At 37.5% G+C, this 25,412-nt stretch carries 24 protein-coding genes and 4 pseudogenes; 23 read left to right on the top strand and 5 right to left on the bottom strand.

All coding sequences use genetic code 11. The features are described from left to right. Positions 1 to 53 precede the first annotated feature (53 nt). The 5 genes and pseudogenes from F8M42_RS13580 (at position 54) to tnpA (ending at position 3,367) form a co-directional block, all read left to right on the top strand. On the top strand, positions 54 to 521 hold the full coding sequence (locus F8M42_RS13580) for a nitroreductase family protein (RefSeq protein WP_229711405.1): 468 nt from the start codon (positions 54 to 56) through the stop codon (positions 519 to 521). A gap of 264 nt (positions 522 to 785) precedes the next feature. Continuing rightward, positions 786 to 941: pseudogene (locus F8M42_RS02530) on the top strand (IS256 family transposase); the annotation flags it as partial. Between the two features lie 76 nt (positions 942 to 1,017). Continuing rightward, positions 1,018 to 1,362 carry a transposase gene (locus tag F8M42_RS02535; RefSeq protein WP_182187830.1) on the top strand — a complete coding sequence of 115 codons (345 nt, stop codon included), beginning with the start codon at positions 1,018 to 1,020 and terminating at the stop codon, positions 1,360 to 1,362. Positions 1,363 to 1,508: 146 nt separating this feature from the next. Then, positions 1,509 to 1,988, top strand: a complete 480-nt coding sequence (locus tag F8M42_RS02540; RefSeq protein ID WP_229711407.1) for a DDE-type integrase/transposase/recombinase — start codon at positions 1,509 to 1,511, stop codon at positions 1,986 to 1,988. Positions 1,989 to 2,896: 908 nt separating this feature from the next. Continuing rightward, the gene (tnpA, locus tag F8M42_RS02545) at positions 2,897 to 3,367 is read left to right on the top strand and encodes an IS200/IS605 family transposase (RefSeq protein WP_407672867.1); all 471 of its coding nucleotides are present in this window, start codon (positions 2,897 to 2,899) and stop codon (positions 3,365 to 3,367) included. A gap of 174 nt (positions 3,368 to 3,541) precedes the next feature. Here the strand turns inward: tnpA and F8M42_RS02550 are convergent, their stop codons facing one another. From F8M42_RS02550 to pdxR, 5 genes are all read right to left on the bottom strand, one after another. Beyond that, a complete protein-coding gene (locus F8M42_RS02550) occupies positions 3,542 to 3,928 on the bottom strand; it encodes a hypothetical protein (protein ID WP_182187831.1) in 387 nt (128 codons plus the stop codon). 529 nt (positions 3,929 to 4,457) lie between these two features. After that, positions 4,458 to 5,597 carry an amidohydrolase gene (locus F8M42_RS02555; protein WP_182187832.1) on the bottom strand — a complete coding sequence of 380 codons (1,140 nt, stop codon included), beginning with the start codon at positions 5,595 to 5,597 and terminating at the stop codon, positions 4,458 to 4,460. A gap of 587 nt (positions 5,598 to 6,184) precedes the next feature. After that, the gene (locus tag F8M42_RS02560; RefSeq protein ID WP_182187833.1) at positions 6,185 to 7,111 is read right to left on the bottom strand and encodes a S66 peptidase family protein; all 927 of its coding nucleotides are present in this window, start codon (positions 7,109 to 7,111) and stop codon (positions 6,185 to 6,187) included. A gap of 19 nt (positions 7,112 to 7,130) precedes the next feature. Then, on the bottom strand, positions 7,131 to 8,513 hold the full coding sequence (locus tag F8M42_RS02565) for an APC family permease (RefSeq protein ID WP_182187834.1): 1,383 nt from the start codon (positions 8,511 to 8,513) through the stop codon (positions 7,131 to 7,133). Between the two features lie 213 nt (positions 8,514 to 8,726). Beyond that, positions 8,727 to 10,166: a MocR-like pyridoxine biosynthesis transcription factor PdxR gene (pdxR, locus tag F8M42_RS02570; protein ID WP_182187835.1), complete on the bottom strand. Its 1,440-nt coding sequence runs from the start codon at positions 10,164 to 10,166 to the stop codon at positions 8,727 to 8,729. 121 nt (positions 10,167 to 10,287) lie between these two features. Here pdxR and pdxS point away from each other — a divergent pair, with 121 nt between their 5' ends. The 18 genes and pseudogenes from pdxS (at position 10,288) to F8M42_RS02650 (ending at position 25,286) form a co-directional block, all read left to right on the top strand. After that, a complete protein-coding gene (pdxS, locus tag F8M42_RS02575; protein WP_182187836.1) occupies positions 10,288 to 11,166 on the top strand; it encodes a pyridoxal 5'-phosphate synthase lyase subunit PdxS in 879 nt (292 codons plus the stop codon). Between the two features lies 1 nt (position 11,167). Continuing rightward, positions 11,168 to 11,740 carry a pyridoxal 5'-phosphate synthase glutaminase subunit PdxT gene (gene pdxT, locus F8M42_RS02580; protein WP_182187837.1) on the top strand — a complete coding sequence of 191 codons (573 nt, stop codon included), beginning with the start codon at positions 11,168 to 11,170 and terminating at the stop codon, positions 11,738 to 11,740. A gap of 340 nt (positions 11,741 to 12,080) precedes the next feature. Further along, complete coding sequence (locus F8M42_RS02585; protein ID WP_182187838.1) at positions 12,081 to 13,370, top strand: O-acetylhomoserine aminocarboxypropyltransferase/cysteine synthase family protein; 1,290 nt, start codon at positions 12,081 to 12,083, stop codon at positions 13,368 to 13,370. 95 nt (positions 13,371 to 13,465) lie between these two features. Beyond that, positions 13,466 to 14,557, top strand: coding sequence for a tRNA 2-thiouridine(34) synthase MnmA (gene mnmA, locus F8M42_RS02590; protein WP_326832815.1), 1,092 nt, complete (start codon positions 13,466 to 13,468; stop codon positions 14,555 to 14,557). Between the two features lie 493 nt (positions 14,558 to 15,050). Further along, complete coding sequence (locus tag F8M42_RS02595) at positions 15,051 to 15,707, top strand: Crp/Fnr family transcriptional regulator (protein ID WP_182187839.1); 657 nt, start codon at positions 15,051 to 15,053, stop codon at positions 15,705 to 15,707. Between the two features lie 43 nt (positions 15,708 to 15,750). Then, positions 15,751 to 16,116: a NifB/NifX family molybdenum-iron cluster-binding protein gene (locus F8M42_RS02600; protein ID WP_182187840.1), complete on the top strand. Its 366-nt coding sequence runs from the start codon at positions 15,751 to 15,753 to the stop codon at positions 16,114 to 16,116. 32 nt (positions 16,117 to 16,148) lie between these two features. Then, positions 16,149 to 17,015 (top strand): radical SAM protein, encoded by an 867-nt coding sequence (locus tag F8M42_RS02605; RefSeq protein ID WP_182187841.1) that lies wholly within the window; start codon positions 16,149 to 16,151, stop codon positions 17,013 to 17,015. A 40-nt stretch (positions 17,016 to 17,055) separates the two neighbouring features. Next, positions 17,056 to 17,631, top strand: a pseudogene (locus F8M42_RS02610) (AAA family ATPase); the annotation flags it as partial. 29 nt (positions 17,632 to 17,660) lie between these two features. Next, positions 17,661 to 17,867 carry a hypothetical protein gene (locus F8M42_RS02615; protein ID WP_229711409.1) on the top strand — a complete coding sequence of 69 codons (207 nt, stop codon included), beginning with the start codon at positions 17,661 to 17,663 and terminating at the stop codon, positions 17,865 to 17,867. After that, positions 17,845 to 18,630 (top strand): methionine ABC transporter ATP-binding protein, encoded by a 786-nt coding sequence (locus F8M42_RS02620; RefSeq protein WP_229711411.1) that lies wholly within the window; start codon positions 17,845 to 17,847, stop codon positions 18,628 to 18,630. Before F8M42_RS02615 ends, F8M42_RS02620 begins: the two co-directional genes overlap by 23 nt. Further along, complete coding sequence (locus F8M42_RS02625; protein WP_182187842.1) at positions 18,627 to 19,337, top strand: methionine ABC transporter permease; 711 nt, start codon at positions 18,627 to 18,629, stop codon at positions 19,335 to 19,337. The genes F8M42_RS02620 and F8M42_RS02625 overlap by 4 nt, the downstream gene beginning before the upstream one ends. 15 nt (positions 19,338 to 19,352) lie before the next feature. Next, the gene (locus F8M42_RS02630) at positions 19,353 to 20,189 is read left to right on the top strand and encodes a MetQ/NlpA family ABC transporter substrate-binding protein (RefSeq protein ID WP_182187843.1); all 837 of its coding nucleotides are present in this window, start codon (positions 19,353 to 19,355) and stop codon (positions 20,187 to 20,189) included. 261 nt (positions 20,190 to 20,450) lie between these two features. After that, positions 20,451 to 21,653: pseudogene (locus F8M42_RS02635) on the top strand (nitrogenase component 1). Positions 21,654 to 21,779: 126 nt separating this feature from the next. Continuing rightward, complete coding sequence (locus F8M42_RS13585; RefSeq protein ID WP_196595099.1) at positions 21,780 to 22,010, top strand: hypothetical protein; 231 nt, start codon at positions 21,780 to 21,782, stop codon at positions 22,008 to 22,010. 34 nt (positions 22,011 to 22,044) lie between these two features. Next, positions 22,045 to 22,224, top strand: coding sequence for a hypothetical protein (locus F8M42_RS13815; RefSeq protein ID WP_268233953.1), 180 nt, complete (start codon positions 22,045 to 22,047; stop codon positions 22,222 to 22,224). Positions 22,225 to 22,238: 14 nt separating this feature from the next. Then, a complete protein-coding gene (locus tag F8M42_RS02640) occupies positions 22,239 to 23,114 on the top strand; it encodes a nitrogenase component 1 (protein WP_268233961.1) in 876 nt (291 codons plus the stop codon). 258 nt (positions 23,115 to 23,372) lie between these two features. After that, positions 23,373 to 24,640 (top strand): annotated as a pseudogene (locus F8M42_RS13820) (nitrogenase component 1). Between the two features lie 46 nt (positions 24,641 to 24,686). After that, a complete protein-coding gene (locus F8M42_RS02650; RefSeq protein ID WP_229711519.1) occupies positions 24,687 to 25,286 on the top strand; it encodes a nitrogenase component 1 in 600 nt (199 codons plus the stop codon). Positions 25,287 to 25,412: the final 126 nt, after the last annotated feature.

The raw sequence follows: 25,412 nt of genomic DNA on the forward strand, positions 1-25,412 counted from the left end.
GTCATTGTGTTGCCATATGTCCACAGGCAGCAATTGATTATAAAAAAACACCATTGTCTAAACAACTGGAATTAGCTGATTATCCCCAATTGAATGCGAAAGAATCGGAGTTATTTTTGCGGTCCCACCGTTCAATTCGCAGTTATTTAGAAAAAGCAGTTCCAAGAGAAGAATTGGTTAAACTTGTTAATATAGCTCGATTTGCACCAACAGCAAGTAATTCACAAAGCATATCATATGTAATTATTGATGACAGGAAAATATTGGATGCGTCAGTTGAAATAGTAATTGATAAATTGGAAAGTGATAATACATTAAAGCGGAGATTTACGCACTATTTGAATGAATACCATGAAAATGGAGTTGATGTTATTCTCCGTGATGCACTCAGTCTCATCTTAGCAACAGCTGATATTAATTTCCCGCGAGGTAGAGAAAATTCCATTATACTTGGAATTATATGCGCCAACACTTGGCCTTGGTTCATGCTGGGCTGGAATTTTAGAAGTTTCAGCGCTTGATATAAAATCTCCTTTGCTTAAGTTATTTCATATTACTGAGAGTAGAAAGATTACCGGAGCAGTAATGGCAGGATATCCTCAATACAAATATAAGCGATTAGTGGAAAGAAATCCGTTGAATGTTGGTTTTTATGAAGAAATGTCAAGGCCAGAATAAAATTGACGATAGCATATAATGAAGTTCGCAAAAGAGAATAGGAAAAACCATCGGTAACTCCGAAAAAAGGTAAGTGACCAAACAAACCCAAAAGGAGTTGAAAACCGATGGCTTACTCCCATTCTAACGTACCTTTGGAAAAAATGCTATTACAATTCATGACCGAAGACGATCCCCTGCTCGTTATGCTCAAGTGGCTTTGTGAAAAGCTCATGGAAGCCGAAGTGGATGCAAAGATTAATGCTGCCAAGTCGGAAAGGACTGATGTTGTACAATAAAAATTGGCACCCTATTCTTAAGGATTGTGATATATAATTGATAGAGAATAGGAGAAATAAGATGGCAAAACGAATTATAAAAACTTATGACCAAGAATTTAGATCACAGGCTGTAAAATTAGCTCAGGAGATTGGTGGACACAAAGCCGCAACGGAACTGGGGCTTCCTGATAGTACTATCTATACATGGGTTAAAGCCTTCAAAGGAGGTAGGTTGGAGGCAAAAGACGCTGTTCATACTCCTTCCAATGCCTTATCTCTTAACGAGGAACTTATTGAACTTAAAAAGCGTGTTAAAGAACTGGACAAAGAGAATCACCATCTTAAAGAAGTGAATGAATTTCTTGAGGAAGCAAGCGCTTTTTTCGCCGCCAGCCGTCGGAAGTCAACAAAAAACAGAGATTGATATTTATTGCAATAAAAACTGAAGACGGCACTATTAAAGGTAAAATTTTATTCTATTGTAAAAGCCTATGCGTAACCAGACAGGGATTTCACAATTATCTTAAATATAAAGATAAGCCTTGGAAATATCAGTCTCTTGCAGATGCTATGTTAGATATCTGTACTGAAGATGAATGCAATGATGCCTACGGACGAATCAGAATGCATCAAGCTTTAGAGCTAAAAAAGCCTGCTGGTATTGAGATTCCGAGTGAACGGACTGTATACCGTGTTATGGAAGAAATCGGTATTAGCCATAGACCAAAAAGAAGACCTAATGGAATCACAAAAGCTGATAAAGAAGCCAGAAAATCTGATGACTTAATTAAACGTGATTTCTATTCTGATAAACCGTTAAGCAAGTGCGTAACAGATATGACTGAAATAAAGTGTCTGGATGGAAAACTGTATGTATCCGCAGTTTTTGACTGCTTCGATTCTGCAGTACTGGGATTAGCAATGGATACAAATATGAAAGCCACGTTATGTGAACAAACAATAATTAATACATATAAAGCATATCCAGAAATTCGGGGCTGTATCCTGCATAGTGATAGGGGAATACAGGTGCGACAAGAAGTCGCATGATATATTGCCGAAAGGCTGCCCCATCCATTCGGGGTAACCCTATTGTGACTAGCGTGAATGGTAACATTTGGGTTAGAAAGTTCACAAGACAATGTGGAAGTTCGAGTAGCCTAAAGCTGGGGCAACTGCTAGGGTAAGAAAGCTACTGTAATTTTATTTTAATATTTTTTAGGAAAATTCTCATTTTATTTTGCTCTATTTATATACTAGCACCAAATGCCCGTTGCGAAAGCATGTGGGCAAGATTAAAGGAAGAATTAATCTATAATCGATATAATGCTTCAAAAACAACTGTTGAACATATGAAAACAATTATATGGAGATATTTCATTAGTTACTGGAATAACCGAAGAATCTGCTCCACCAATGGAGGATTACCTCCAATGATTAAGAGACAACAGTATTACCGCTCATTGAAGGATGCAGCGTAGATCCAATATCCTCGAGGAAAAAGTGTAAAGAGATATTGACAATATCATTACGACATACCTAATCGAATATAGCGAAGACTGGTCAATGAGTCACTGCTACATTAAGCCGGATACACTGCAACAGGTTCAAGAAAAAAGGCAGAAATCGGTCGCTTAACCTCTTTGGAGTTACCTTGAATTTTGCGAACTACCATTGACACTAACTTTATAATTGTGAATACATTGTTGTTTTTGATAACATAAAAAATGTTATCAAAATTTTTTGGACATAAAATTATTAAAGGATAATAAAATACCTCGAGTCCCGGTATATATTATATATACCGGGACTCGAGGTATTTTATAGTAAATAACTGTTCAAAATAATCCACCGGCTCAGCCGGCGGAATTGAAGGTTTTGATTTTAGTCGAAAAAAAAGTCCCTGTTATAATAAATGCAGGTCTAGCTAATCGCATAAAAATAACAGGGAGGACTTTATCATAAAAGATAAAGATACACAAAGTTTAGAACATACAAAGTGGAGATGTCAATATCATATAGTATTTTCACCAAAATATCGTCGAATGGAAATTTATGGAGAATTGAAAAAAGATATAGGATGGATATTAAGAAAACTGTGTGAGGATAAAGGTGTTGAAATTATAGAAGCAGAAGCTTGTCCAGATCATATACATTTATTGTTGAGTATTCCCCCAAAGTATAGTGTTTCAAGTTTTATGGGATATTTAAAAGGGAAAAGCAGTTTGATGATATTTGATAGGCACGCAAATTTAAAATATAAGTATGGAAGCAGAACCTTTTGGTCAAGAGGATATTTTGTAGATACAGTAGGAAGAAATAAGAAGCAGATAGAGAATTACATTAGAAATCAGTTACAACAAGATCAAATAACAGATCAGATAAGTTTAAGGGAATTTCTAGACCCGTTTATGGGAAGCAAGAAGTAAAAGGCAAATAGGGGTCGCCCGAAAAAGAAAAACGTTGGTTAGACCTTTCGGACGCCCCTTGAGGAGCTTATGTTAGTAATATGCCCTTCCAGGGCTAGAACAAGCCTCCAGTTTACTGGAGGTCATGACTGGTTAATTACCATGCAGCAAATAAAAAATTGATATTAATTAAACTCAGATATCTGAACTGAAAAGTGAACCAACTGCTGTGGCATTACTTGTAGATGAATCATTAAATTTGTCCAGCTGATTGATCGATGATAAGCTGGTGTTGGAATTTCCGTTGGAATCATTTGAACTTGGCGGGGGAACTTTTGTTTCTGAAATGATCTTTTTTCCTTGTGTGACGACAATTAACAAGGAACCATCGGATAGTGTTTCTGTGGTGGTCGTGACAGTGTTATCTCCTTTAGAGCTGCCGCCTGATGGAGATGATGCCCCATCAGATGATTTAGTGGACATTGTATCGGTTGAACTTTTTGCTGATGATACTCCTGTCGTTGGCTGAGTATGAGCTGCCAAAATTGAAGATAAATCACTAAGTGCATTAATACTGCTCATTATATTAACCTCCTTTTACAATTTATTCCCATTTTTAAAAAATGGGTTGTAAATTATATCAACAAATATTGATATATAAGGAGTACCGCAGTCATTGCGGATTGGCAATATAAATATTGTCATGTATTCTTACATCATGTTTAAAACTCCATTAACTATATCGTAATTAGTAATGTGAATCTTAATATCAGCAGTAAAATAATTTTAAATTTATAGATCAATAAGAATTTGTGCTGTGATATTCACAATTAGATTATTCACAACATGTTTGAATATATATCGATGGGCACTTGTAAGACTGCTGTTGTGAAAGTTTGTAAAAAAATGCCGATCTATTTTACTTAAATTTCTTGTTATTCTTGCGGTATAAACCACAGGTCATTATTGATTTATATATTGTTTAAATTCGTTGGAAGGATAGGCTGCGAACTTCCGGCGATACATGTTGAAGTGCATCTATCCTCTGTTTTTTCACAGTAAAAATTTTACTTATATCGACAAATTTGATCATATTAACAACCTCAGGTTTTTATTTTTTTATCTGTTCGAGTGCATGAACTGCCAACTGGGCCATATAGTTGGCAGCAGGAAAAAGCGCTGCTGGATCAATCTGGAAATGAGGATTATGGTTTGGATAAGATAAACCTGTTCCGATTTGGATAAAGGCTCCTTTTATTTTTTCCTGATAAAATGCAAAGTCTTCACCACCCAATGAATTCGGTGATGGTTCAACAGTTAATCCGTTTTGCTGTGCTATTTTTTCAGCAAATTTTGTCCATTTTTTGTCATTGTCCGTTGCCGGCGGACCATCGTACCATCTGATTTGTGCTGTTGCTCCAAATGCCTTGGCAATATGGTCTGACAAATCATAAATCCTTTGCCGGACCATACTGCGATCCTTTGCTTTTAAAGTGCGTGTAGTACCCTCTAAGCAAGCTTTTTCTGGTATGACATTCCATGTATTACCGCCCTGAAAATGAGTGATACTGATGAGGTCAGCTGCGAATGGATCCGCGTTGCGACTTATCACAGACTGGACTGCTGTTACAAAAGCAGAAGCTGCCACAATGGGGTCAACGCCTTTCTGTGGATGTGCTGCATGAGTCCCCTTGCCATTGAAGATAATTTCGAAGCGATCCACCGCAGCTGTAACGGCCCCCTCCCTGACAGCGGCAACTCCCACTGGAAACAGTGAAGAGCTGTGCAGTCCAAAAATGACTTGTACATCTTCCAATACACCTGTTTCTAAAATCTTCAGTGCTCCTCCCGGAGCTTCTTCACCCGGCTGGAATATAATGCGTACAGTTCCTTTTAGTTCTTTTTCATGTTGCTTTAATATATATGCTGCACCCAATATGGAGGCTGTGTGGAAATCATGGCCGCAGGCATGCATTTTCCCGTCTATTTGTGATTTATACGACAAATCTGTCTCTTCCTGAACAGGCAGAGCATCGATATCGCAGCGGATTGCCACAATTGGCGGTTGACCGGTACCCACTTCTGCAACTAATCCTGTCTGCAGTGGCAGATTAATAATATTGATTCCTTCTGCCTGCAGATTTTGTCTGATATGCGCTGTCGTATCGAATTCCTCATAAGACAGTTCAGGATGTGCGTGAAACCATTGGAATTGACTTGTTATTTTTTCCGTAATTTTTTTAGTATCCATAAAATATTTGACCTGCTTTCTTTAATAATAAACAATACAGAAAAATTCTTTAAAATAAAAGACCGGGTCATAAGGTATGCACTATAGATGGCATCAAAATGTCATCAATAATGTACTTTACAGCCCAGCCTTCATTTTTTATGATCAACCGTGTTTAATATATTTATAATATTAAACATTATACTAACTGAATACTTTTTTTTTGTCAACAATAAACTTATTCTGAAGAGGTTAGAATGGCAGATTTTTCAGTATCGCAGTCATTATATAATTTCTAATTTAATGAGATATGGAATAAGTGGATATTGGAATAATTATTCCGTTTATTTTTTATATATTATTACCGTATTCATCGATAATATCAATAGTTTCGATTATAATAATAAAACGGACCTTATTGTGAGGTCCGTTTTTATGTAAAATCACAATTTACCGCTGATTAAATAAGTAAGGGGTGTTATAATCAGCAATAAATTGGTGATGATGGCTATAATTTAATTATCTGATGTTCAATGATTAAATTATAGCATTGTCATATTGTAAATGTATGACAGTAATGTGACATTTTCCTGAAAATAAAGTGAAATTTATGAAAGAGCGCTTTCCTGGATACAAAAGATTTTTTTACCAGCATCCATATAGACTTTTGTCCCTTCCGGGATAGTAATGTTATATCGGCCATGGCCTATAGGAAGTCCCGTAAGGATAGGAATATTGAGTGGTAATAACCTATCCGTTATTATATCTTGTACAGTAAAATCTCCCATTTCTTTCGCTGTACAATTAATCCATTCACCAAGGATAATACCACGCACTTCCTGAAGCTTACCCGAACTTAAAAGTTGTGTCAGCATTCTATCAATCCTATAAGGAGACTCACTTACATCTTCAAGAAATAATATAGCATTTTTGGTTTCAATTTCGTAAGGAGTAGCCAATAAAGCGGTTATCAAAGACAAATTACCACCGATAATTTTACCACTGGCGGTACCGGAGGATAATGTTTGCAGTGGCGGCATATCGTTTGCGGTATTTATCTGACCAATTGGTTCACTTGAGCAGAGCGCTTTAGTCAAGTACTCCATATTATAGTCAGCATAGCTTGAGCACAGCTGATTGGACATGGGACCGTGAAAGGTAATAAGACCGCATTTTTTTTGAATGGCAAGATGAATAGAGGTGATATCACTGAATCCGATAAATATTTTAGGATTATTTTTTATTGCCGTATAGTCTAATTTATCTAAAATTCGTGTGGCTCCATAACCACCACGACTGCAAAATATGGCATCAACAGTATCGTCCATAAAAAAATCATTGATATCGGCAACCCTGTGCTCGTCTGGTCCGGCTAGATATGATTTTTGTTCATAAGCATGTTGCCCAATTTTGATTTTATAACCTTTCTTTTTTAATGTTTCTGACATACGTTTAATCTCATTTTTAGCAATACTACTTGCCGGGGATACTATACCTATTGTATTTCCCCCTGTTAGTCTTTGGGGTTTTATCATTATACATGCTTCCCTGTAATTATTTTTTTGATGTATTATTTGTTGAATTTTTAGCGGCAGTCCGCAGTTTTACAAACAGGTAAAAAGGAATACCGCTGAGCATAAGTAAAAATCCCCACATAACAGCTTCAGCTCCGGTACAGTATACTGCATATATGGAATATAATAAAGCCAAAAGAGGAACAAATCCATTTTTAATGAAATTAAGGATGGTGATTTTATTACCTTGTTGCCGTGCAATCAAAATATCAGCAGCAGCAACAAATATATATGGTGGTAAGGCGGCCATTGTTGCCAGCAGCATAACAAATTCATAAGCGGCGTTGAGACCTTTGAAATAATTCATAGAAATAAGTGCTATAGAAAGAAAACTGCTGATTATAATAGAGGCGGCAGGCGTATTATGTTTTTTGTCCAGTTTGAAAAATATTGGAGGAAATAGGTTGTTTTTTGCTGCGGAGAAGGCGGAGCGGGAAGCAACTATTATTCCACCATTGGCGCAACCAAGGGTGGAGATGATTACAGCAATTGCAATAAACATTCCACCCCACATGCCACCGGTCATTTTGTCCAGCATATCGGCAATGGGGGCCTGAGATTGCGCAAGCTGATCCTGGGATAATATGCCGGTTGATAAAGTACTGATTAATAAATAAATTATAACTAACCCCAATGTTCCTAATATGGTTGCCCATTTAATGTTTTTGCGTGGATTTTTAATTTCACCGCCGGCCGTTGTGGCACTTTCTATGCCAGTGAATGACCACATAGTAATAGCAATTGCAGCCGATAATGAGATAAACGAATTTGAACCATTTTTTTCAATAGACATTTGCGAAACCGTATGAAAACTGGCCGGATCAAAATAACATGCTGCAAGGATCACAAATAATAATAATGGCAGCAATTTGCATATGGTTGTTATATTAGATACCAGCATACCTTGTCTTATTCCTTTTATATTTATGTAAGATAAGCAGCAAAACATACCACTGCCAACTAAAAATGCCAGCAAATTATTGGTACTGAGTATGGGAAAAATTTTACTCATATATCTTAAACAAGCAATGATGAGTGTAGCTCCGCCGGTTGTCTGGGCAATCCAATAAAACCATGCAACAAAGAAAGCAGCAAGATCTCCAAAAGCGGCATGAGTATATTCCACACAGCCACCTGTTCTGGGAATTTTATTAGCCATGTCAGCAAAACTCAAAGCAATCATGATAGCTCCCAATGCAGTTATAATCCAGGCGATTATTGAAATATCGGGAGAAGATGCTTTAGCCAGATTTTGTGGAGCTAAAAATATTCCTGATCCCATTGTACTGCCAATTACAAAAAGCGTAGCAGTACCAAGCCCGATTTCTCTTTTTAATCCGTCATCGGTGTGTATGTTTTCCATTTGACTGCCATTCCTCTCTAAGTGATCAAATATAGTATAAGAATAAATAAAATAATATAACGGTTTGATTATGAATAATATTAATTTTTAATTATTCTAGCACTTTTTATTGAGAAATAAATGGTGTTTAATGCTTAATCATTTAGCATTTTTTGCAATATAACATACTAACATAATGAAAAATATAAACATATATTGAAATGTTAGGGGAAATTATTTTTTGGCAGTATACAGCAGTTTACCCAGTATATGCAGACCGGTGCCGATTTGTTGCAGGGAAAGTGTTGCAAAGCTTATCCTGACATGTTGCTGGTCGGTATGGCGTGGATAAAAATTAGAACCATCAGTTATCAGCAGTTTGTTAAATTTAGCTAACTGACACAGTTTAGCTGCTGTTATATACTCAGGCAGCTTTAGCCAAAAAGAAAGGCCGCCTTGTGGATTATCCCATTTTACAGATGGCGGCAGACACTGTTGGACAGTGTTACGGGCAAAGTCAAATTGGATATTATAGATTCGGCGGATATCGTCGATATGTTTCTGCCATAATCCTTCCCGCAGATATAGATCAAAGATACGCTGTGTGAAGCCTGATGTAGAAATATCAGCGATATATTTGGCTTCCAGTAGTTTTTGGGACAAACCTTCGGGCATGTTTAAAAAAGCTAAACGCAACCCTGGCATGAAAATTTTAGAAAAACTTTTAATATAGATTATCCTGTCGGTGCGATCCAATGATTTTAGCGGGAACAAAGGATTTTTACGATAGGATAGCTCACTTATATAATCATCTTCTAAAATGAAAATGTTATAATAATCAGCAAGCTTTATTAACATATTTCTTTTTTCAATACTATAAGAACAACCGGTCGGATTTTGCAGTACGGGCATTATATAGATAAGTTTTGGATGAAATTGTTTTAGTTTGTTTTCCAATATATCCAAATCAATACCGTCTTTTTCCAGAGGAATGTCTACTATTTTTGCTCCGTTGGCAAGAAAAGAGGCAATGGCACCGGGATAAGTGGGAGATTCCGTAAATACATAGTCGCCGTGGTTAAGCAATGTACGGGCAACAATATCAATGCCCTGTTGTGCACCAGAAATAATTTGGATATTATTAACATTTGTTTTAATATGGTTTTTTCTTAAATAGGTAGTTATAGATTCACGCAATGGAATAAAACCCTGACTTTCTTGGTAACTAAAAGCACGTCCTTGATCGCGGTCCAATATTTTTATAAGGATTTTTTTCAGTTCTTCAACAGATACAATATCAGGATTAAGGGCAATGCTGCTCATATTGATAGTACCGACGGTACTGTCCTTATCAGTTATGTCGGTAAGATATATATTGGAAGTGTCAAATTCATAGGAAAGGGCCGAGTGAGCAGTCACTGGCTGTTCGGAAACGTAATTGCCGCTGCCGACTGTAGAAAAAATGAACCCGTTTTTCTCAAGTTCCTTGTAAGCATTTACAACAGTACCGGTATTGATGGACAAATAAGCAGCTAGTTTGCGTACAGGGGGTAATTTGTAACCGGGAGCAAAATATCCGGAACGGATCATTTGCAAAAGTTCATCATATAACTGTATATATAAAGGTTTTTTATTTTTTTTAGATAATTGTATCGATACAAAATTGCTATTCATATTGTATATTCTCCACCATTTTGCTAAAATAAGAAAATTTATTAAAAAATGTACTATATTGTATCAGTACACTTGTAATTTTAATAGATTTTAATAATTTGTCAATAAAGGAGACAACGATATGGAAGAAAGATATCAATTAAACAAGAATTTAGCTCAAATGCTTAAGGGCGGGGTGATAATGGATGTGACTAACGTCGAGCAGGCAAAAATTGCTGAGAATGCGGGCGCCGTGGCAGTAATGGCTTTAGAACGGGTTCCGGCGGACATTCGCCGGGAGGGCGGAGTCGCCCGGATGTCAGACCCAAAAATGATTCGTGAAATAAAAACAGCAGTTTCCATACCGGTTATGGCTAAAGTAAGGATTGGACACTTCGTTGAAGCACAGATTTTGGAAGCTATAGGAATTGACTATATTGATGAATCGGAGGTTCTCACTCCGGCTGATGATGAAAATCACATTGATAAAGCAACCTTTAAGATACCGTTCGTCTGTGGAGCAAGAAATTTAGGTGAAGCCCTGCGGCGCATTGGAGAAGGAGCTTCAATGATAAGGACTAAAGGCGAAGCAGGTACAGGAGACGTTATCGAGGCTGTAAGACATATGCGCACGATGACAAATGATATGCGTCGTGTACAAACGGCTTCACAAATGGAACTTATGCATATTGCCAAGGAATTTGGAGCACCGTTTGATCTAATTAAATATGTGCATGATAACGGAAAACTGCCAGTGGTAAATTTTGCTGCCGGTGGTATTGCTACTCCGGCAGATGCGGCACTCATGATGCAATTGGGAGTGGATGGTATATTTGTTGGTTCGGGGATTTTTAAATCCGGTAATCCGGCCAAAAGAGCTAAGGCCATTGTGGAAGCTGTTACTTATTATGATGACGCAGTAAAGTTAGCCAAGATTTCTGAAGATTTAGGGCCGGCTATGGTCGGTATCAATATTGAAGATATTCCGGCAGAAAATCATTTGGCCAATCGGGGCTGGTAAAATGAAAACCATTGGGGTATTGGCGCTGCAAGGAGCCGTAGCAGAACATTTGGATAAATTGGAGCAGATTGGGACAATAGGGAAAAAAGTGCGGACAATCAATGAATTGCAGCAAATAGACGGATTAATAATACCTGGTGGTGAGTCAACTGCGATAGGTAAACTGCTGGATGATTTTGCTTTGACTGAACCCTTGGCAAAATTAATTAAAAATGGATTGCCGGTATGGGGAACATGTGCCGGGATGATCTTATTGGCAAAAAAAATCTATGGACAGGAAAAGACATATTTGAATGTAATGGATATAAGTGTCCGGCGTAATGCCTATGGCGGGCAGCTGGATAGTTTTATTACAACACAGCGGATACCTGTGATTACGTCCGGGAAATTACCATTGGTATTTATTCGTGCACCATATATACAAGATATTGGCAAAACTGTAAAAATATTAGCTGAGGTTGGAGAAAATATAGTAGCGGCAAGACAGGACAATATGCTGGTGACCTCATTTCATCCGGAATTAACTGCTGTAAACGATTTTCACCAATATTTCAGGCAAATGTGCTGTCAGTAAGAATATGAAAAAAGAAACGATTGGATTTTTGTTAATTTATGTTATAATTAGCATAAAAAGAATAACAGATATCGGTTATCTTATTTTATGCAATATGAATTGACAGAAATCATAGTAGGTGACAAGGTGTTGCTTCATTTTATGTTTTTATTACTGAACAGACAGATTTTTATTGAATTATACTATTGATATTTTATTGACAAGCCTAAAATAGATGGTATAATCAATAGATAATAAATGTGTTTGACTAATTAGAAAACTAAAGGTCGAAGCGTACAATGGTATGCTTTGGCCTTTTTTCTTTCACATTTAATGAAATAGGGAAAAGGGGTAATAAGATATGAGTGAACATGAATACAAATTTGAGACTTTGCAGCTGCATGTAGGGCAGGAAAAAGCCGATCCGGCGACAGATTCACGTGCAGTACCGATTTACCAGACAACATCATACGTTTTCAAGGACAGCCAGCAGGCTAGTGACAGATTTGGCCTTAAAGATGCGGGAAATATATATGGACGTCTTACCAATACGACCCAGGATATTTTTGAACGGCGTATTGCGGCACTTGAAGGCGGTGTAGCGGCATTGGCAACGGCTTCCGGTGCAGCTGCCATAACATATGCGTTTCATGCTTTGGCGCATGCTGGAGAGCATATAGTTGCAGCAACGACTATCTATGGTGGGACATATAACCTTTTGGAACATACTTTACCAGACAGAGGAATAACAACTACTTTTGTAAATCCTGATGATGGTACAGCTGCCTTTGATGCAGCTGTGCGCGAAAATACCAGGCTTATCTTCATTGAAACTGTTGGCAATCCTAATGCTGATATTATTGATATTGAAAAAATAGCGGCTGTAGCACATAAACATAAGATCCCATTGGTTGTTGATAATACTTTTGCTACACCTTACCAGGTTAAACCATTTGATTACGGTGCTGATATTGTTGTTCATTCAGCAACAAAATTTATTGGCGGGCATGGGACAACTTTGGGTGGAGTACTTGTTGACAGCGGTAAATTTGATTGGATCGCATCGGGTAAATTCCCTCATCTTGTAGAACCTAATATAAGTTATCATGGTATAAGTTTTGCCAAAGATGTAGGAGCGGCAGCTTTTGCGGTATATGCAAGAGCACTACTGTTGCGTGATACAGGTGCATGCATTTCACCGTTTAATGCATTTTTGCTTTTGCAAGGGACTGAAACCTTGTCATTGCGCGTGGAACGACATGTGGAAAATTCTTTGAAAGTGGTCGATTTTCTTAGTAAACATCCTAAAGTTGATAAAGTAAATCATCCATCGTTACAAAACCATAAAGACCACGAACTTTATAAAAAATATTTTCCTAATGGAGGAATTTCAATATTCACTTTTGAAATAAAAGGTGGGGAACAGCAAGCTCGTAAGTTTATTGACCATTTGAAAATTTTTTCTTTGCTGGCTAATGTTGCTGATGTAAAATCATTGGTTATCCATCCTGCCAGCACCACTCATTCGCAGATGAGTGTGGAAGAACTGCAGCAAAGCGGTATAACACCGTCGACGGTTCGTCTGTCAATTGGTACGGAACACATTGATGATATAATCTGGGATTTGAGTCAGGCTTTTGATGCCATATGATCATTGATTAGAATAACTGCTGCATTGATGTTAACCTTACATTTCAGTGCAGCAGTTTTGTTATTTGCAAATACATTTATGAGAGGTGGAAGAAAGTGATTCAAAAAAAAACAGTGGCTGTTGCAATGAGCGGCGGTGTGGATAGTTCAACGACAGCAGCTATTTTGCTTGATAAAGGTTATGATGTATTTGGCGTAACAATGGTTTTGAGTGATGAAGGGCGTGGATTTAGTAAAGAAGATACATGTGATCAGTTAAGCTCAGTGCATGATGCAAGGGAAGTCTGCAAGTTGCTTAATATTGAACATTATGTTATGGATTTTAAAACAACATTTAAAAAAGAAGTCAGTGACTATTTTATAAATGAGTATTTATCGGCGCACACACCAAATCCATGCGTAAGGTGCAATCATTATATAAAGTTCGGTTGTCTGCTGCAAGAGTGTTTAAAAAAAGGTGCAGACTATATGGCAACCGGTCATTATGTGACCATTGAGCAGAATGAAGCTGGACGTTATCTAATAAGACGTGCCAGTGATTCGCATAAGGATCAGTCTTATGTCATGTATCATTTATCACAAGATGTTTTGCAGTATATAATGTTTCCGCTTAGCAGCTATACTAAACCTGAAATAAGAGAAATGGCAAAAAAATATAACTTGCCAGTCGCGAATAAGCCGGAAAGTCAGGAAATATGTTTTATACCTAATGATGACTATAAAGCTTATCTGAAAAAAAATACAACAGGAGCCTTTAAAAATGGCGATATAGTTGATATAAAAGGTGAAAAGCTTGGTGAACATAAAGGGTTGCCTTTATATACAATTGGGCAGAGAAAAGGCTTGGGAATTGCAGCGGAAAATCCGTTATATGTAGTGCGTCTTGATTCTGAAAAAAATCAGGTAGTTGTAAGCAGTGATAGCAAAGATGTCTATTCGAAGGGACTTATTGCTAAAAATTTAAATTGGATACCTGTTGACAGCCCAATATTTCCTTTGCGGACTTCTGCTCAAGTGAGATACGGCAAAAATATAAGTACGGTTACTGTGACGATGATTGATAGCAATACTGCAAAGGTAGTTTTTGATGAACCTCAGCGTGCTGTTACACCAGGACAGTCTGTTGTTTTTTATGATGGAAATATATTATTGGGCGGTGGAATTATCATCACACCGATTGCTGAATGAATGTTTTGACTGAATTACTTAAAAATTTTTTAATTGTATAAAGGCGAATGATATTCTAAATAAAATATATAATTGTCGGCTATCCGACTTACATAAAACTAAATATACATTATACTAAATTCCAATATCGAAATATATACTGCGTTGAGCAGAATACTGCAGACGAGGATGTTCAGGCAATAATGCCTGAATATCCTCTTTTTGTTTATTCGGTAGCTGTTAATCCGGCAATGGCGCTACTTAATGGTAAGGCTTGCTGAAGACGCATCCAATTTATGATATTATTGGATTAAAACAAGCTGAACAGCAGAATTTTTGACTTTGAATTAAAATTTTGAAATTGATAGATGAATGTTTGTTGCTGAAGGATAAACTAGTATGATTTTAACTTGGTTTATATTTTGGTATGAATATGATTAATGCTGAGCAGTAAACTGCAAGCCGCATATTTCTTAGGAAATATTGCGGCTATTTTTTTAAGGAGTGGTAATTGATGCAAGCAATAAAATGGACGTCAGAAGAGTTGGAATTATTAAAAGCGACTTCTTGTATTAAATCATTACCAGCTCATAAAATAATTTTTAATGAAGACAGCCCGGCAGAGTATATTTACTATATTCAAAGCGGTCATATCAAATATTATCATAACACAGCTGCCGGCAAAGAAGTTATTGTTTCTATCTATGGAGGCGGAGAAATAATAGGCTTGACAGCTGTTTTGCATGGTGAAAATTGTGATATTTTTGCTAAAGCTATGGAAAATTGTGTTATCTGGCAAATGTCACGGGAAAGTTTTATTAAACTGATTGAAGAAAACACTGGTATTTCAATAAAACTAATCAGAATTTTATGCTCATATGTCAGAAATTATGAGTATCGGCTTGAAGAATTGCTGGCAACAAGTACAGAAGCTAAAGTGGCTAGCCTGCTCTGTCATCTTGCAGAAAATAAATTTGAAGCCGGGAACAAGTGCTACATTGATTATCGAATAACACATCAGGAAATGGCCAATATGATAGGAGCCTGTCGACAGACAGTTACAGAGATTTTAGGCAGATTTCAAGAAAAAGGCTTGATTCGTACTCATAAACGCAATGCCATAGAAATATCGTCATGGGATGAGATTCGCCATATTAATTCATTATATTAAAAACGTATTTGTCACAGCAAAGTAAATCGAAAGGGGTGTTGGTATGAGTTATAAAATAGCGGCAGCATCTTCTGACAGAAAGCAGATTGACAGGCATTTCGGCCATGCTGATGCATTTTTAATTATAGAAGTCACTGATACTGGCAAACATCATTTTTTGGAAACGAGAAATGTAAAATCACCGTGTAATCATGGTGTACACGATATGCAGATTATAAAAGAAGCAGCACAACAGTTGTCCGACTGTAAATATATATTATGTGAAGCTATTGGTTCGGGGGCAGCTGCTGTACTTGGCAAATATCATATTGTGCCGCTGGAAACAGACGCGATTATAGATACGGCTATTGATAATATTGTTTTGTATGAGAAACGGGTTAAGCGTCTGCAGCATGCTGTACCAAAATGATATCAATGCACACTAATAGGGGGGAGCGGGTTATGAAACATATAGATACCATAAAAAATATGCATCCTTGTTTTGGCGCCGAACACAATCGGGGCCGAATGCATTTGCCGGTGTGCCCCGGATGCAATATATTTTGCCGGTTCTGTGAACGGAGTATCAATGATTACGAAAACAGACCAGGTGTTGCGGCTAAAGTTATTACACCGGAGGAAGCTTGCACTTATGTGGAACTAGCTTTGAAGTTTTGTCCGGACATTACAGTTATAGGCATAGCCGGACCGGGTGATACATTGGCCAGTGATAATGCTATAAAAACCTTTGAACTTATTGGCAGTAAATTTCCTAATTTTTTGAAATGCATGAGCACTAATGGATTATTGCTTAAGGAAAAAATAAATGATATCGTCCGTGTGGGCATAGATACACTTACAGTTACTGTGAATGCGATTGATCCTGATATTGAAGCATTATTGAATGACGGAATAATATATCATGGGGAAAAAATAATTGGCCGCGACGGAGCAAAGATACTCATTAAAAATCAATTGGCAGGTATTAAAGCGGCAGCTGAAGCAGGAATAACTATCAAGGTAAATACCGTACTGGTAAAAGAAATCAATAGATTCCATATTAAAAACATAGCAAAGGCAGTAGCTGATTGCGGCGCATCTATTTACAATATAATCCCGCTGATACCGCAGTATAAATTAAATGAAATGGAAATACCATCCTGTGAAGATATAGAGAGTGTGAGAAAAGAGGCCGGCAAACATATTGATGTGTTCAGGCATTGCCAGCACTGTCGTGCTGATGCAGTAGGAATTCCAGGAAAGAATAATTTCAGCAGAGAGGTTTACATGGGTGGGCTTCAAGTAAAAGAAACTTTTTCACATGGATAATTTAAATAAAAGGAGCATAAGTTTTATGAGAGACAAAAAAATTCGTCAGATTGCAATATATGGCAAAGGCGGTATAGGAAAATCAACCACTACACAGAATCTGACAGCTGGGCTGGCTGAACAAGGAAAACATGTAATGGTGGTGGGGTGTGATCCAAAGGCCGATTCTACAAGACTGTTGTTAGGTGGTTTGGCACAAAAGACTGTTTTGGATACATTAAGATAAAAGGGGAAAATTCAGGATATTAACAACATACTGAAAATAAAATTTAAGGGTATACGATGTGTGGAATCAGGTGGACCAGAACCCGGAGTAGGATGCGCAGGCCGCGGTATTATAACCTCGATAGGTTTGCTCGAACGTATGGGAGCCTATACGGATGATCTTGACTATGTATTTTATGACGTGCTCGGCGATGTTGTTTGCGGTGGTTTTGCAATGCCGATAAGAGAAGGTAAGGCAAAGGAAATATATATTGTAGCAAGCGGTGAAATGATGTCATTGTATGCAGCAAATAACATTTCCAGAGGCATACAGCGTTATGCACAAAAAAGCGGAGTCCGTTTGGGCGGCATCATTTGCAACAGCCGCAATGTCGACAGGAAAATTGAATTAAGGTTATAAAAATATCTGATCAGGAGGCTTTGGAGCAAGTAAGTTTGTTGGCCAGACAAGAAGGTATCTTTGACGGAACATCATCTGGGGCCGCGCTGTCAGCAGCTGTAAAACTGGCTGATAAAATAGAAAAAGGAAATATAGTGGTTATTTTTCCTGACCGCGGTGATCGCTATTTCAGCAAAAAAAATATATGGATAGGTGATGATGAGGTTGGCATTTATCGAAATTCATAATTTAGAAAAAAGCTTTAATACCGGACAATCATCATTTAGAGTGCTAAATAATATTGATTTAAATATAAATAAAGGCGATATTTTTGGAATTGTCGGATTCAGCGGAGCCGGAAAATCGACGTTGATACGATGCTTGAATCGACTTGAAGAACCTGACAGTGGAACAGTGATTATTGACGGCAAAGAAATAACAGCACTTTCTTTGGACCAATTAAAAGCAGAACGTCGCAGTATTGGTATGATATTTCAATCGTTTAATTTATTTGACAGTAAGACTGTATCAGAAAATATCGCTTATCCCTTACAGGTAGCAAAACTTAAAAATAATGCAGTCAACGATAGAGTAACTGATTTGCTTAAACTGGTAAAATTAGAGCATCGCGCCAAGGCTTATCCTGGGCAGCTTTCTGGTGGCGAAAAGCAGCGAGTTGGCATAGCAAGAGCTTTGGCCAACGAACCTAAAGTCCTGCTTAGCGATGAAGCAACGAGTGCTTTGGATCCGCAAACTACTTTTTCTATTTTGGAATTATTGCAGGAAATAAATAAAAAATTGGGATTAACAATTATTCTTATAACGCATGAATTGTCAGTGATTCAATATATATGTAATCAAATGGCTGTGCTTGAAGGTGGGAAAATAGCTGAACATGGTAAAACTTGTGATGTTTTTCGCACTCCGTCAAGTCAAACACTGCAAATGTTTATGAAGGTCAATCAGCAGTTTAAAAAACAGGCTTTATTTATGGAAGGCGAAGGAATATGAGTTTACGAACACATTCTTTGTGGGAAGTATTGGTTAGTGCATTTGGACCAGACGTTTGGAAAATAGTTTTTCCAGCTATTGGGGATACATTGTATATGATATTTTTTGCAGCGGTTTTTACATTTATTATTGGCATAAGCATAGGATTGTTTTTATCAGTTACAGCTGATGACGGTTTATTTCCAGTACCGATATTATATCGTTTTTTGAGTACGATTATCAATGGATTGCGTTCACTGCCGGAAATGATAATGATAATTTTAATGCTGCCGATAGCCAGAATAATAATAGGCAAATCTTACGGACCAAATGCATGCATAATAGCGTTAGTAGCAAGCTGCGTTCCAATGTACGCAAGGTTAGTGCAAAGCAGCCTTGCGGAATTGGCAAAGGGTAAAATTGAAGCTGCTGAGGCAATGGGAAGTAATGTTTGGAAAATAATTTTTACTGTTATGCTGCCGAAATCAATGCCAGCATTGATCAGATCTTTTACGGTAGCTATGATTGCAATAATTTCTATGACCGCTTTAGCCGGCAGCTTTGGTGCCGGCGGTTTGGGCGATATTGCTGTCCGGTATGGATTTAACAGGTTCCAGCATGATGTATTGATTGCCACTGTTTTGTCTTTGGTAGTAATAGTGCAAATTGTGCAGTTAATAGGGGATATATTGTCAAGATTAATATTAAAAAAACGGCATATGCTTTAAAACGGGGGAAATAAAATGAGAAAGACATTAATATTTGTATTATTGGGATTATTTATAGGAATGCTAACATCAGGATGCGCAAATGGAGATTCGTCGCAAGTTTCATCTGGTAGTCAATCATCAGACAAACAAACAATAAAATTAACGGTATTGTCTGATTTGGTGCCGCATACGGAATTATTAGAATTTGTAAAGCCTAAATTGGCAGAAAAAGGGATTGATTTAAATATAGTTTCTGCGGCATCTGATGGAACATGGAATTCACGTGTGGAAAGCGGTGAGGTAGATGCTGCCTATTTTGAACATGAACCGTTCTTGAAGGAATGGAATGAAAAAAACAATGGACATATTGTCAATGCTGGTAATATACATGTTGAACCCATAGCTGCTTACTCTACGAAATATAAGAAATTAGATGAAATTCCTGACAATGCATCAATCGTTATACCTAATGATGCAACTAATGAGTATAGAGCTCTGAAAATTCTTGAACAAGCTGGATTTATAAAATTAAAAAACAACCTTACCTCCCTTAGAGCAAGTCTCAGCGATATAGAACAATATGTAAAACCAGTTACAATCAAGGAAATAGATTCTGCACAAATAATCAATATGGCAAGTGACTTTGATGTTTATATAACTAACACAAATAAAATATTGGAAGCAGGTATAGATCCAACGACAAGCTTGTTCAAAGAAAAAGGCGATTCTCCATATGCTAATATAATTGCCGTGCAGAAGGGCCATGAAAATGATCCTGCTGTAAAAGCACTTGTAGAAGAACTGCGGTCTGATGCAACGAAAGATTTTATAAATAATAAATATAAAGGTGCCGTAATACCAGCAATATAATTATTGTCGGTTTAAATATGGAATCTATTGGTGGCACCTAATCATAAGGGGCAGAAAATGAAAAAGAAAATAAATCTCGATATGTCTGAAGTACAACCGCGCGAACAACGATTGGGCACGATTATAGCCTGGGACGGAGATGTAGCTGAATTACATAAACAGTCAGATTTTGTCGGAAGGGCAGGCTGTGGAGACGGCAATAACTGTCGCTTGTGTGAATTACAGGGGCCGTTTTTACAAGGATCGGTGTGCAGTGAGCAGATGGTCGAGTGTCAGGCAGGTAATGTCAGAGATGCGGTGTTGATTCAGCATGCACCAATTGGTTGCGGGTCGGGACAGGTACCATATAATTCAATTTATAGAAATGGGTTGGCTATGCGTGGGTACCGCGTAGAAAATATACGTATAATTAACACAAACTTGGGTGAAGAGGACGTAGTGTTTGGAGCACTTGATAAATTACGCAATGCTATTGATGCAGCTTGGAAACGTTACGAACCTAAAGCTATATTTATTGCTACCTCATGTGCTACGGGGATTATTGGCGAAGATGTAGAGAGTATTGCAAGAGAAAAACAAGAAGAAATAGGAATACCAGTTATACCAATGGCTTGCGAGGGTTTCAGATCAAAGCATTGGAGCACTGGTTTTGATGCAACACAGCATGGAATATTGCGTCAAATTGTAAAAAGAAATCCTGAGAAACAAGAAGATCTGGTTAATGTAATTAATTTGTGGGGGTCAGATGTTTTTACACCAATGCTTGCTAATTTGAATCTCAAAGTTAATTATGTTATTGATTTGGCGTCAGTTGATGATTTAGCCCGTATGTCGGAAGCGGCGGCAACAGTTGGTTTTTGTTATACGCTATCCTCTTATTTAGCAGCAGCATTGGAACAACATTTTGGTGCTCCTGAAGTAAAAGCACCAATGCCATAAGGATTTGCTGGTACAGATGCATGGCTAAGAGAACTTGCCAAAGTTACACATCGTGAGGAATTGGCAGAAAAATATATTAAAAAGGAACATGAAAGAGTCAAGTCGCATATTGCTGAACTGAAAGAAAAACTAAAAGGAATAAACGGATATGTAGCGACTGGTTCAGCATATTCTCACGGACTTATTCAGGTGTTGCGTGAACTGGGAATAAATGTTAATGGTTCACTTGTTTTTCACCATGATCCAGTCTATGACAGCGGTGATGAACGGGAAGATTCATTAGGTCATTTACTAAAAAATTATGGCAATGTGGAAAATTTTCATATAAGCAATCGTCAGCAGTATCAATTGTATGCTTTTTTGCAAAAAGTCCATCCTGATTTCATGCTTATCAGACATAATGGATTGGCTCCGTTAGCATCACGCTTGGGGATACCTGCGGCTCCGCTTGGTGATGAACATATTGCTATGGGTACAAGGAATAATCAACCTTGGAGAAACGATATTGGATATCTTAGCACGTAAAAAATTCCATGAAAGTATTAAGGCACATGTTAAGCTTTCATACACAGACTGGTGGCTTAAACAAAAAGATGCATATGTTTTAGCACGATAAACTATATAAGAATTTGCAGATAGAGAGGTAGCAATATGGATACATACAATAACACGCGGGCGGGTTCTATAAATCAGGTCAGATACGGATGCGCATTAGGCGCACTGTACTCAGTAGTGGCGATACCGGGAGCAATACCAATTGCGCACTGCGGACCGGGCTGCGTTGATAAGCAATATATGAGTCTGGGATTTTATAATGGTTTTCAAGGTGGAGGCTATTCAGGAGGAGCAGTTATTCCGAGCACTAACCTTTCAGGAAAATGATGTTGTTTTTGGTGGGACAAAAAGATTAACTGAGTTGATAGAAGCTACTCTGAAAATTCTAAAAGCCGATTTGTTTGTAGTTTTAAATGGTTGTATCGGTGAGTTGGTCGGTGATGACACAGGGGCTGTCGTGGAAGAATTTCAAAAACAAGGTGTACCGGTCAATGCTGAAACGGGTGGTTTAAGGGCAATGATTTTATCGGTCATGAAATAGTAGTAAAGGCTATAATTGACCAATTTGTTGATAGATATGCCAAGCCAAATATTAAACGTCGGAACGGACTAATTAATGTATGGTCAGAGTTGCCATTTCAAAATACATTTTGGCGCGGAGATCTTGATGAATTGAAACGAATTCTTGAAGGAGCAGGCTTCGAAGTTAATATACTGTTTGGCAATAACTCAGGTGGAGCGGAGGAATGGAAACGCATACCTGAAGCACAATTCAATCTTGTGGTTTCACCTTGGCTGGGATTATCAATAGCGCAGTATTTGGAAACTAAATATAAGCAACCTTATCTGCATATACCTGTTTTGCCGATAGGCGCTGAACAAACTGCTGAATTTTCTGGGGTAAATATAAAATCAACCAATGATTTTATTGCTGCTGAGGAAAAGGAATATTATTACTATCTTGAGCATTTTACGGATTTTTATGCTGAATATTGGTGGGGATTGCCGTCTTCATATGCGGTAGTCGGTGACAGTGCATATAATTTGGCAATAAATAAATTTTTAGTAAAGCAGCTGGGATTAATTCCGTCAACGCAGATTATAACAGATAATCCACCGGAAAAATATCGTCAGATGATATCAGCTGAATATAAAAAACTTGATTTAGATGTTTCGGCAAAGGTAGTTTTTCTGGAGGATGGATATGAAATAAACGATTTATTGCAACATTTGGATTATGGACATCGTCCGCCGATTATTTTTGGTACGACATGGGAACGCGATACTACGAAAAAAGTAGGAGGAAGCATAGTAGAAGTTGGATTTCCGGCATCATATGAAGTCGTTTTGAATAAGAAATACATTGGATATCGCGGAGCGTTAAGTCTTTTGGAAAAAATATTCACAACGGTCATAAGTAAATCAGCATGATTTTATGGTCGGATTATAAATATTTTTTAGGAATGGAACTGTTAGAGTTGGTTATTAGGATAATTGTGGGGTTTTGTTATGAAAAAAATAAATTTAGATATACCGGAAGTTGCCGTAAGAGAAATTCGCTTGGGTTCTATAACAGAATTTCAAGGAGATGCACAAAATTTAGTGCATTGTTCTAATAATGGCAAATTATGTGATAAAAAACGTTCCTTCAGTCAGTGCCTTGATTGTTCCATAAGCAAGGCCGTTTGCATGGTGGCGTTAATTCAGGATGCTGCAGTTATCTGTCATGGACCGGTTGGATGCGCTTCATGTCTGCATGAATTCGCATTTACCTATCGCGTAAACGCACCATTACGTGGTGTGGCTCATCCGACACAACGTAAAATTTTCTCCACAAATATAGCTGAAGAAGAAACTGTATATGGTGGCACGCAAAAATTAGCAGATGCAATAAGGGAGGTGTATACACGTACACATGCACATGTGATATTTGTATTGTCTACTTGTGCTACTGGAATTATAGGTGATGATGTAGAAAGTGTTGCAGATGAGGCAGAAAAAGAATTAAATGTTCCTGTTATTGCTATATTTTACGAGGGATTTCGTTCAAAAGTATGGACTAGCGGTTTTGACGCCGGATATCATGGAATAGTTCGTAAATTAATTAAACCGGCAGTAAATCATAAAAAAAATGTAGTTAATGTAATAAATTTTTGGGGGAGTGACGTTTTTTCTGAATGGCTTGCAGACTTTGGCGCGATACCAAATTATATAACACCATATTCTACAGTAGAAAGTTTGGCACATTCATCAGAAGCAATTGCTACTATTCAGGCATGTCCTACTTTAGGTTCATATTTGGGGGCAGCTTTAGAACAAGAATTCGGTGTTGTAGGGATAAAAACGCCGCCACCATATGGAGTGGCACAAACTGACAGATGGTTCCGCGAACTCGGAAAATTATTAGGAAAAGAACAAGAAGCGGAAAACTTGATTGCAGAAAAAAAGAAAAATATTTACCACAAATAAAACAGATCCGGGAAAAATTATATGGCAAAAAAGCATATGTAACTGCTGGTGCGGCACATGGACATGCACTGTTGGCTGTTTTGTGTGAATTGGGCATGAAAGCTGTGGGAGCGGCTATATTTCATCATGATCCAATATATGACAGCAATACAAAAGACTCTGACGCTTTAGCGCAGGTGATTCGTGACTATGGAAATGTGTCTAATTATAATGTTTGCGATAAACAGGAGTTTGAATTAGTTAATATGCTGTATAATTTGCGCCCGGATATATTGTTAGCCAGACATGGAGGTATGACGCTATGGGGAGCAAAATTTGGCATACCATCTCTTTTGATAGGCGATGAACACTTTAGCATGGGATATGAAGGACTGGTGCGATATGGTGAGCGTATTATAGAAACAATAGAAAATGATGAATTCGTCAAAAATCTCTCTCAGCATACGATTAATCCTTATACAAAATGGTGGATGACGATTTATCAATGAAAATCCTATACACAGTGAAAAAAAGACAGTTAATATATTTGCATCCATACCGTATCAAGATCAGTTTTGGAAAGGAAATTTGAAAACTTATAAGGAACTGCTTGAACATATAGGTTTCAAAGTCAATGTGCTATTTGGCCCAGAGTCTGCTGGTGTAAAAGAATGGCAGCAGATTCCAAGAGCAAATTTTAATATATTGATTTCACCATGGTATGGGCAAAGCATAGTTGAACATTTGCAGGAATTGTATGGTCAGCCATTTTTTAAGTTTCCGCATATTCCGATAGGAGCCAATGAAACAGAAAAATTCTTGGCAGGAGTATTAGAATTTGCCAGACAATATGACACAGGAATTGATTACGAAAAAGCTCAAGCTTATATAAAACATGAAAGCAGGGCATATTATGAAGAGATAGACAATTTGGCTACGTTTCTGCTGGAATTTAGATATGGACTGCCAAATCATGTACATGTAATTCATGACGCCGGATACGTGGTTGGATTGTCAAAATTTCTTCTCCACGAAACAGGTATTGTACCAAAAGAGCAATTTATAGTTGATAATACACCGGATGAATTTCAGCAAAGTATAAGAATGGATATGAATAATACTTCTGATAAAAAGAAAATCCCACTTGTTTTTTAACCGGATGCTGGGCAGGTACAAAACATCATTCGTAATATTTCACATAAAGGAAGAGGCCTTATTATCGGCAGTGGATGGGATAAGGAACTGGCAAAGGAAAAACAATATGATTTTCTGTCAGCGTCA

Origin of the sequence: Pectinatus frisingensis (assembly GCF_014076555.1) — a bacterium.
In the GTDB taxonomy this organism is placed as follows: Bacteria; Bacillota; Negativicutes; order Selenomonadales; family Selenomonadaceae; genus Pectinatus; species Pectinatus frisingensis.

Excerpts from the sequence above, each read along its gene's own strand:
- F8M42_RS02535 (WP_182187830.1), top strand. The coding sequence starts at position 1,018 with ATGGCAAAACGAATTATAAAAACTTATGACCAAGAATTTAGATCACAG.
- F8M42_RS02540 (WP_229711407.1), top strand. The coding sequence starts at position 1,509 with ATGTTAGATATCTGTACTGAAGATGAATGCAATGATGCCTACGGACGA.
- F8M42_RS02550 (WP_182187831.1), bottom strand. The coding sequence starts at position 3,928 with ATGAGCAGTATTAATGCACTTAGTGATTTATCTTCAATTTTGGCAGCT.
- F8M42_RS02555 (WP_182187832.1), bottom strand. The coding sequence starts at position 5,597 with ATGGATACTAAAAAAATTACGGAAAAAATAACAAGTCAATTCCAATGG.
- F8M42_RS02560 (WP_182187833.1), bottom strand. The coding sequence starts at position 7,111 with ATGATAAAACCCCAAAGACTAACAGGGGGAAATACAATAGGTATAGTA.
- F8M42_RS02565 (WP_182187834.1), bottom strand. The coding sequence starts at position 8,513 with ATGGAAAACATACACACCGATGACGGATTAAAAAGAGAAATCGGGCTT.
- pdxR (WP_182187835.1), bottom strand. The coding sequence starts at position 10,166 with ATGAATAGCAATTTTGTATCGATACAATTATCTAAAAAAAATAAAAAA.
- pdxS (WP_182187836.1), top strand. The coding sequence starts at position 10,288 with ATGGAAGAAAGATATCAATTAAACAAGAATTTAGCTCAAATGCTTAAG.
- pdxT (WP_182187837.1), top strand. The coding sequence starts at position 11,168 with ATGAAAACCATTGGGGTATTGGCGCTGCAAGGAGCCGTAGCAGAACAT.
- F8M42_RS02585 (WP_182187838.1), top strand. The coding sequence starts at position 12,081 with ATGAGTGAACATGAATACAAATTTGAGACTTTGCAGCTGCATGTAGGG.
- F8M42_RS02595 (WP_182187839.1), top strand. The coding sequence starts at position 15,051 with ATGCAAGCAATAAAATGGACGTCAGAAGAGTTGGAATTATTAAAAGCG.
- F8M42_RS02600 (WP_182187840.1), top strand. The coding sequence starts at position 15,751 with ATGAGTTATAAAATAGCGGCAGCATCTTCTGACAGAAAGCAGATTGAC.
- F8M42_RS02605 (WP_182187841.1), top strand. The coding sequence starts at position 16,149 with ATGAAACATATAGATACCATAAAAAATATGCATCCTTGTTTTGGCGCC.
- F8M42_RS02625 (WP_182187842.1), top strand. The coding sequence starts at position 18,627 with ATGAGTTTACGAACACATTCTTTGTGGGAAGTATTGGTTAGTGCATTT.
- F8M42_RS02630 (WP_182187843.1), top strand. The coding sequence starts at position 19,353 with ATGAGAAAGACATTAATATTTGTATTATTGGGATTATTTATAGGAATG.
- F8M42_RS13585 (WP_196595099.1), top strand. The coding sequence starts at position 21,780 with ATGGATACATACAATAACACGCGGGCGGGTTCTATAAATCAGGTCAGA.